The sequence below is a fragment of the Nocardioides sp. GY 10127 genome (assembly GCF_004919085.1).
In the GTDB taxonomy this organism is placed as follows: Bacteria; Actinomycetota; Actinomycetes; order Propionibacteriales; family Nocardioidaceae; genus Nocardioides.
Genome location: NZ_STGL01000014.1, coordinates 36,441 through 42,716, shown reverse-complemented (window position 1 = coordinate 42,716; position 6,276 = coordinate 36,441). Strand labels below are relative to the sequence as shown.

Below are 6,276 nucleotides of genomic sequence, written 5' to 3'. Positions count from 1 at the left end.
CCTTATTACAAGTAATTGAGAACCCTCGCTCACACAACCGAGAAACCTCCTCTGATCAGGCTGAATGTCGGCGCTGTCATCTATAGTGCGCATAGCGATGGCTTACACGATGGCTTACATTCCGGGGGGGGTGCCGCAGTGAGCAAGGAACGCCGGCAGGGGTACGGGGAGGGAGGGCTCTACCAGCGCTCCTCCGACGGACGCTGGATCGCCGCCCTCGAAGCCGGCTGGACCGAGTCCAGCACCCGCCGCCGCATCACAGTCAGTGGGCCCGGCTGCCTCCCCGCCTGCCCCGCGCGCTGCTCCCACCGCGCCGCGATCGCCCGGAAGGTGCGCGACAAGAAGGCCGAGATAGCCAAGGCCGCCGCCGCCCGCTCCATCAAGGTCGACCGCAAGACCGTGAAGTCCTGGGCCGACGAGTGGCTGGAGATGCGTGAGAAGACCAAGCGCCCGAAGACCTACGAGTCGAACGTCCGAGCCGTACGGAAGTGGATCGTCCCCACGATCGGCACCAAGCGGCTCGTCGACCTCAGCCCCCGCGACCTCCGCGCAGTGGAGACCAAGGTGGCGCGCACCGCCGGCCGCCCCTCAGCAGTCCTCGCTCGACGCATCCTGATCAAGATGCTGCGCGACAGCCTCACCGAGGGCTACGACGTGCCCCACACCGTCTTCAACGCAGCCGCGAACGCCGGCGCACCGCCGCCGAGCGACCGGACCGCTCTCGAGCTCGACCAGGCGGTCGCCGTGCTCGAGCAAGCCGCGGAGCTCCCCCACGGGACCCGCTACCTCGTGTCATTCCTCCAGGGCCTGCGGCAGGGCGAAGCACTCGGCCTCACCTGGGACTCCATCGACTTCGACACGAACATCATCACCGTCGAGTGGCAGCTGCAGCCCCTCCCCTACCGGGACAAGAAGAACCGCAAGGCCGGATTCCGCGTCCCCGACGACTACGAGGTCCGACACCTCCAGGGCCGGTTCCACCTGGTTCGGCCCAAGAGCCGCCGGGGCTACCGCATCATCCCGATGGTCGCCACCATGCGCGACGCCCTCCTGACCTACCGCGACACCGCACCCGCCAACCCACACGGCCTCGTGTGGGCCAGGGCGGACGGCTGGCCGATCGACAAGGCCGACGACGCCGCAGAGTTCCGGGCCCTGCAGAAGGCCGCCGGCGTGGCCCACCCCAGCGGCAGACCCTTCGTCGGGCACGAGATGCGGAACACCGCGGCGCAGATCCTCAAGGAGCTCGGCGTCGACGACGTCACCATCACCGCGATCCTCGGCCACTCCTCCTACGTCACCAGCCGCGGCTACATGACCTCACGGCTCGCCGAGAAGCGCCGCGCCATCGAGAGCGCGGCTGCGCTCCTAGCCGGCGGGGCGCCCGCGTCAAACGACGATGGCGTCTAGCTGCTGGTCGAGCCAGCCGCGCTCCCGCGGCGCCAGCGTCGACAGTCGCGCATCGAGCATTCGGTCATCGACCCACAGCTCGTGCGCGGCCTTGTCGTGGTCGGCGTGGTGCCACGCGAGAGCGTGCCCGATACGCCGGACCGACGGCAGCAGCAGCCGCGCTGCCTGACGCTCAACCAGCGCTTCCTCCCGGAGACGCATGCACACGCTCGACGGCCCGCGGAGCACGTGGCCGGCCTCGTGCGCGATCGTCGAGCGCCGCTCGGCCTGATCGAGGCCGTTGGCCATCAGGATGCGCTTCTCTCGGTGCAGGGTCAGCCCCCACACCCCGGGCTCGAGGTCGTCGGTCCAGTCGATCCGCCAGTCGGGGAGCTGCCCGATGAACCGCCACGGGTGGTGCCCCCGATGGTCACGGCAACGGCGTCGGTCAAGCATGTCGGAACAGTAGAAGGGGCCTCCGACATAAGTCGGGGCCCCCTTCGTGTAGGTGCGCCGTGCGATCAGCGTCCCGCAGGAACCTTACGAGCCTGGCGCGTCTCGATCTCCTTGATCCGGCGCATCATGACCTCGTCAGGGCCAGCCTTCTTCAGCCTCGTCAGGTATGCGGCGATGGCTCGCTCACGCTCTGTGGGATCGACCTTGATCTTGAACTGGTTGCGTTGCCTGTTGTTCTTGGCCATCTTCAAGAGCCTCTCACTCAATGGGGAAGAGATGCTTCAGATCGTCTCTCACGATCGTGGCCGTGACCGACGCGATGCCGTCAACCGCCGAGGTCGACAAGACATCGCGCTGCACGTTGGCGCCCATCGCTAGGTCCAGCGAGAGCACACCTACTAGATCACCCGCCTCCGACAGTACCGGGACAGCCAAGACTTCTGAGTATTTGTGAGCAATGCGTAGGTATTCGGCGTACTCGAAGCCATCGCGCAGGTGGGCACTGAGTTGATCGAACTGCTGTCTCGTCATGCTTGCTCCCGAGTGCTGAACAGCCTGCTGCCTCCAGGGCCTGTGGATGGTGCGCGACGTCGCCCAACACTCACCCACCGCCCCCTTGGACCGCGTCCGCGCTACGCGCGACGGCTGCGGCACGTCCTGCAGCCGGAAGCGCACGACCCGGACCAAGACCTCGGCTGGCAGACCGAGAAAGACGCTTGCGTCGGACTTCACCCAGCGCACCGCCGGGATGTAGGCGCTGACACCCAAGTGGTCCGGGTCGACACCAATTTCCTTAGCCACTGCGACCAGGCACTGGGTGAGAGCCAGCTGCACGCGCACCTCAGCTCGCGTGCGAGCCCAACCTCTGAAGTTGCCCCAGACGCTGAGGCCATTCGCCGCCGCCGAGGCCGCTGCGAACGAAACCGTCACCCAAAACAGGACAGTCTTGGACACCTTGAAGGTCTCGTACTCGCCGGCGGCGACCAGGGTGCCCACCGCAAGACCAGCGAGAATGCCCACAGTCCGGAAGGCGAGTCCGAGAAATCGCCGGAGCCCTGGACCCAACCTCACCGCGGCTCCATGTCATCTGGGTCGTCTGCGAGCGGTTCTCCAGCAGCATCCTGCTGCCGTCGCTTCCCTGCCACGCGTCCGGGACGCCCGACCTCCCGTGCCGCGGCCGCGCCGCTAGCCAGGTCGCTCGAGAAGGTGTGGCCGGCGCGGCGAGGGTCCAGTGCGTACGCAAGATAGAGGAGGTTCACCAACGCCGACCTGTCAACCTCGGGTTGGCTCAGGAAGTCGTCGGCCAGGCGGTCCAAGGCATCCACGGCATACGGGTCGACATCGCGATCGAGCGTCAGCAGCGTCGACAGACGTCCGTCGTTGCCGCCGGAACCGACCTGTCCCCGCACGATCTGGGTCGGCCCCCGCCGGGCACCGCTGGTGGGGGCGGCGTCTCCATCTGCCACCACCTCCTCTCGCATTCGGCTGCGGACGAGGCCCAGCAGCTGTTCGTTGGTGAGCGCGTCGTAGTTGGGCGCCGCGGCGGGCCGCGCGCCGGCTTCCTCCTCGGTGAGGAACCCGGCCGCGACGAACGCCTCCAGGACCGGCCGGCCGTAGGCACGAGCAAGGCGGGCGGCGCCGTCCGGGCGGGGGCTCTGCCCCCCCAGCCAGCGGCTGATGACGGGAGCCTCGATGCCAGCTCGGGCGGCGACGGCCTTCTGGGGCTCGTCCCCCATGAGCTGCCGGACGTAAGCGGACCAAGACATGCACAGCAGCGTATTGCGATATCGCACAGCGATAGTGCACCGCATTCGGCGTTGCGTGAACGCAAGTGCGCAGCCCACCTATCCCACCAATGTGTTTCCGCACGTCAGGGCCGCACGCGACCTTGCGCAAGTGTGCGTTACCAAATCGTGACCTCAGGTTCTTGCATGTGCGTATGCACCTGCCTACGGTTATGCACGTAGCCGCAAGACGCCAGGTCAGGCGGCACGCCGAGCCAAGAAGGGAGGCGAGTGCTGTGGTCGCCACGCTGCGCCTGAAGTCCGAGATGGTCGCCAAGATCCGGGGCTGGAAGGGGTTGAAGACCGACACCTCGCTCGCCGAGGCGATGGGCATCGACGCCGGCAACCTGTCCCGCGTTCTCCGCGGGAAGCAGCAGCCCGGCTCCAAGTTCATCGCCTCGCTGTGCACCGCTCTCGACGCCGAGCTCGACGACCTGTTCGAGGTCGTCGAGGAGGTGGCGTGATGCTCGAGGTCTTCACCTACGCCGACGTCCAGATCCGTACCGCCCTGATCGACGGCGAGCCGTGGTTCGTGCTCGCCGACGTCGCTGCTGTGCTCGGCATCAAGGAGGTCAGCCGTCTGGCGAGCCGCCTGCCGGGTGGGGTGCGCCAGGCGCACCCCATCGTCGACAGCCTCGGCCGCACCCAGCAGGCGACTGTCGTCTCCGAGGCCGGGCTCTACCGCGTCGTCCTCCGCTCTGATGCCCCGAGCGCCGAGCCGTTCATCGGCTGGGTCACCGACGATGTCCTCCCCACGATCCGGCGGACGGGCCGCTACGGCTCCGACGTCGACATGCTCACCTCGCTCCCCTCGTCTCGTGTCCTGGCCCTCGCCGCCGAAGCAGCGAAGAAGGCAGAGGACGCCGAGGCGCGAGCACTCGCGGCCGAGGAGACCGCGGCGCAGCTTGAGGCGCCCGCCGCGCGGTGGCTCGACATCGCCGGCGCGGCCGGTGACTACGCCGTGGACCACGCCGCGAAGGTCCTTGCGTCCCGCGCCGGGGTGGACGTCGGCCGGAACCGGCTGTTCAAGAAGATGGCCGACCTCGGCTGGATCTACCGACAGCCCGACGGCTGGCACGCCTACCAGACCGCCATCGGCTCCGGCCTGCTCGCCGAGCGGATCAACCAGCCCCGTGTCCTCGAGGACGGCCGGCACCGCGCGGTCGCCCCCACGATCCGGATCACCGGCAAGGGCATCGACCGTCTCGTCACCGAGTACCTGCCACAGACCACGCTGGCGGTGAACCCATGAGCGACTCCCAGATCACCGTGCTGACCGCCCCGGCAGTGTTCGCGCCTCCGCCGCTCCAGACGCCCGAGCACGCCGCCGTCTACCTGATCTTCTCGCTTCTCGCCGACGCCGCTGACGAGCTGCAGGGCCGCGAGGACGACCCCGACTACTGGCTCTCCCCCGAGGAGGTCATCGAGCGCCGCACCGCGCTGGAGGAACTCGCGGAGAAGGTCTGCGGCGCCGCGGCGGTGACGGTCCAGTGACCGTCCAGAAGATGTCCTACAGCCTCGCCGAGGCCGCAGAGGCCACCGGCATGAGCGTCTCGTTCCTCCGCGGCGAGATCTCCAACGGCCGCCTGGCCGCGAAGCGCCTCGGATCGACTGCTGACGGTGAGCCCGCCGGCAAGTACCTCATCAAGGCCGAGTCCCTCGCGGCCTACATCCGCGACCTGCTCGACGCATGAGCGGCCATCAACGGCCCCAACCGCGAGGGCCACCAGGGGCGCCGCAACACCCGCGCCCCCACAACGACATCAGGAAGGACGTCATGAGATTCGACGCTCGACTGCTCGCCAGAGCATGGCTCTCCGTCGCGAACGCCGCCTCCACTGACAAGGAAGCGCCCGCTGCGATCTACCGGTCGATCACCATCGAGGAGTTCGTGTACGGGGCCCGCCTCACAGCCACCAACCGGTTCATGGTCCTCACCTCCTGGGTTCCGGAGAGCGACTCGTACTTCAAGCCCGAGCCAGCCATGGACGAGGCGCCCGACCGCACCGTCGTTGCCCAGGACATCGACGGACGGGCGAAGGGCCTCATGGGTTACCTGCTCTCGCTCGTCAACAAGCAGGGCGAGGACTACATCGACGGCTCGATCGAGGTCGACCTGACCTTCGACGCTCGCAAGCCCGTCGGCGCCGAGTCCCGCGGCGACGTCGCGTTCGACGGCCTCGAGCCGACCTTCACCGTCATCTCGGTCCCCGACACCGAGCGGGTCTGGCTGCCGATCGTCGAGACCGCGCCCGTCGCGGGCATCGCCTGGCGCACGGTGACCTCGAAGCACGTCCCCGAGTCCACGGACAGCATCGGGCTGAACCCCGAGTTCGTCGAGCGCATCGGCAAGGTCGGGAAGCACGCGGACGGCGTCGTGATCTGGTCCTTCGGCGGTGCCGAGGCGGCGGCGCTCGTCGAGTGGCCGAGCTCGGACCCGCACGTGCAGGGGTGTGTGATGCCGCGGCGCGACCTGTCCGCCGAGTACCCCGACGGGTTCCCGGAGCAGGAGCGGCCGGACCCGGCCGGCTACCGCGACGAGGCGTGTCCCGCGTGTGCCACCGCGCCCGTGTGCCTGCGCCACTCCACCGGCCTCGTCCTCGTCGGAGGATCCGACGTACCCAGTGAGGACTCGTGATCCCCGCTC

Annotated in this window: 10 protein-coding genes; 6 read left to right on the top strand and 4 right to left on the bottom strand. The window is 68.3% G+C overall.

Going from position 1 to position 6,276, the window contains the following annotated elements; genetic code table 11:
- Positions 1 to 138 precede the first annotated feature (138 nt).
- A complete protein-coding gene (locus tag E8D37_RS19185) occupies positions 139 to 1,410 on the top strand; it encodes a site-specific integrase (protein WP_136571453.1) in 1,272 nt (423 codons plus the stop codon).
- On the opposite strand, the gene E8D37_RS19180 is transcribed toward E8D37_RS19185, so the two are convergent.
- The 4 genes from E8D37_RS19180 to E8D37_RS19165 form a co-directional block, all read right to left on the bottom strand.
- The gene (locus E8D37_RS19180) at positions 1,390 to 1,845 is read right to left on the bottom strand and encodes an ImmA/IrrE family metallo-endopeptidase (RefSeq protein ID WP_136571452.1); all 456 of its coding nucleotides are present in this window, start codon (positions 1,843 to 1,845) and stop codon (positions 1,390 to 1,392) included. The genes E8D37_RS19185 and E8D37_RS19180 overlap by 21 nt on opposite strands.
- 65 nt (positions 1,846 to 1,910) lie before the next feature.
- Positions 1,911 to 2,090: a hypothetical protein gene (locus tag E8D37_RS19175; RefSeq protein ID WP_136571451.1), complete on the bottom strand. Its 180-nt coding sequence runs from the start codon at positions 2,088 to 2,090 to the stop codon at positions 1,911 to 1,913.
- A gap of 13 nt (positions 2,091 to 2,103) precedes the next feature.
- On the bottom strand, positions 2,104 to 2,865 hold the full coding sequence (locus E8D37_RS19170) for a hypothetical protein (RefSeq protein ID WP_136571450.1): 762 nt from the start codon (positions 2,863 to 2,865) through the stop codon (positions 2,104 to 2,106).
- 47 nt (positions 2,866 to 2,912) lie between these two features.
- Positions 2,913 to 3,611 (bottom strand): helix-turn-helix transcriptional regulator, encoded by a 699-nt coding sequence (locus E8D37_RS19165; RefSeq protein ID WP_136571449.1) that lies wholly within the window; start codon positions 3,609 to 3,611, stop codon positions 2,913 to 2,915.
- A 254-nt stretch (positions 3,612 to 3,865) separates the two neighbouring features.
- On the opposite strand from E8D37_RS19165, the gene E8D37_RS20030 reads away from it, so the two are divergent.
- The 5 genes from E8D37_RS20030 to E8D37_RS19140 all read left to right on the top strand — a co-directional run bounded on the left by E8D37_RS20030 (position 3,866) and on the right by E8D37_RS19140 (position 6,267).
- The gene (locus E8D37_RS20030) at positions 3,866 to 4,093 is read left to right on the top strand and encodes a helix-turn-helix transcriptional regulator (RefSeq protein WP_168929833.1); all 228 of its coding nucleotides are present in this window, start codon (positions 3,866 to 3,868) and stop codon (positions 4,091 to 4,093) included.
- Complete coding sequence (locus E8D37_RS19155) at positions 4,093 to 4,881, top strand: phage antirepressor KilAC domain-containing protein (protein ID WP_240770569.1); 789 nt, start codon at positions 4,093 to 4,095, stop codon at positions 4,879 to 4,881. The genes E8D37_RS20030 and E8D37_RS19155 overlap by 1 nt, the downstream gene beginning before the upstream one ends.
- Complete coding sequence (locus tag E8D37_RS19150) at positions 4,878 to 5,123, top strand: hypothetical protein (RefSeq protein WP_136571446.1); 246 nt, start codon at positions 4,878 to 4,880, stop codon at positions 5,121 to 5,123. Before E8D37_RS19155 ends, E8D37_RS19150 begins: the two co-directional genes overlap by 4 nt.
- A gap of 11 nt (positions 5,124 to 5,134) precedes the next feature.
- Positions 5,135 to 5,323: a helix-turn-helix domain-containing protein gene (locus E8D37_RS19145; protein ID WP_136571445.1), complete on the top strand. Its 189-nt coding sequence runs from the start codon at positions 5,135 to 5,137 to the stop codon at positions 5,321 to 5,323.
- A gap of 83 nt (positions 5,324 to 5,406) precedes the next feature.
- A complete protein-coding gene (locus tag E8D37_RS19140; RefSeq protein WP_136571444.1) occupies positions 5,407 to 6,267 on the top strand; it encodes a hypothetical protein in 861 nt (286 codons plus the stop codon).
- Positions 6,268 to 6,276: the final 9 nt, after the last annotated feature.

Coding starts and splice junctions, on each gene's coding strand:
- E8D37_RS19150 (WP_136571446.1), top strand. CDS start 4,878: ATGAGCGACTCCCAGATCACCGTGCTGACCGCCCCGGCAGTGTTCGCG.
- E8D37_RS19155 (WP_240770569.1), top strand. CDS start 4,093: ATGCTCGAGGTCTTCACCTACGCCGACGTCCAGATCCGTACCGCCCTG.
- E8D37_RS19165 (WP_136571449.1), bottom strand. CDS start 3,611: ATGTCTTGGTCCGCTTACGTCCGGCAGCTCATGGGGGACGAGCCCCAG.
- E8D37_RS19175 (WP_136571451.1), bottom strand. CDS start 2,090: ATGGCCAAGAACAACAGGCAACGCAACCAGTTCAAGATCAAGGTCGAT.
- E8D37_RS19180 (WP_136571452.1), bottom strand. CDS start 1,845: ATGCTTGACCGACGCCGTTGCCGTGACCATCGGGGGCACCACCCGTGG.
- E8D37_RS19145 (WP_136571445.1), top strand. CDS start 5,135: ATGTCCTACAGCCTCGCCGAGGCCGCAGAGGCCACCGGCATGAGCGTC.
- E8D37_RS19140 (WP_136571444.1), top strand. CDS start 5,407: ATGAGATTCGACGCTCGACTGCTCGCCAGAGCATGGCTCTCCGTCGCG.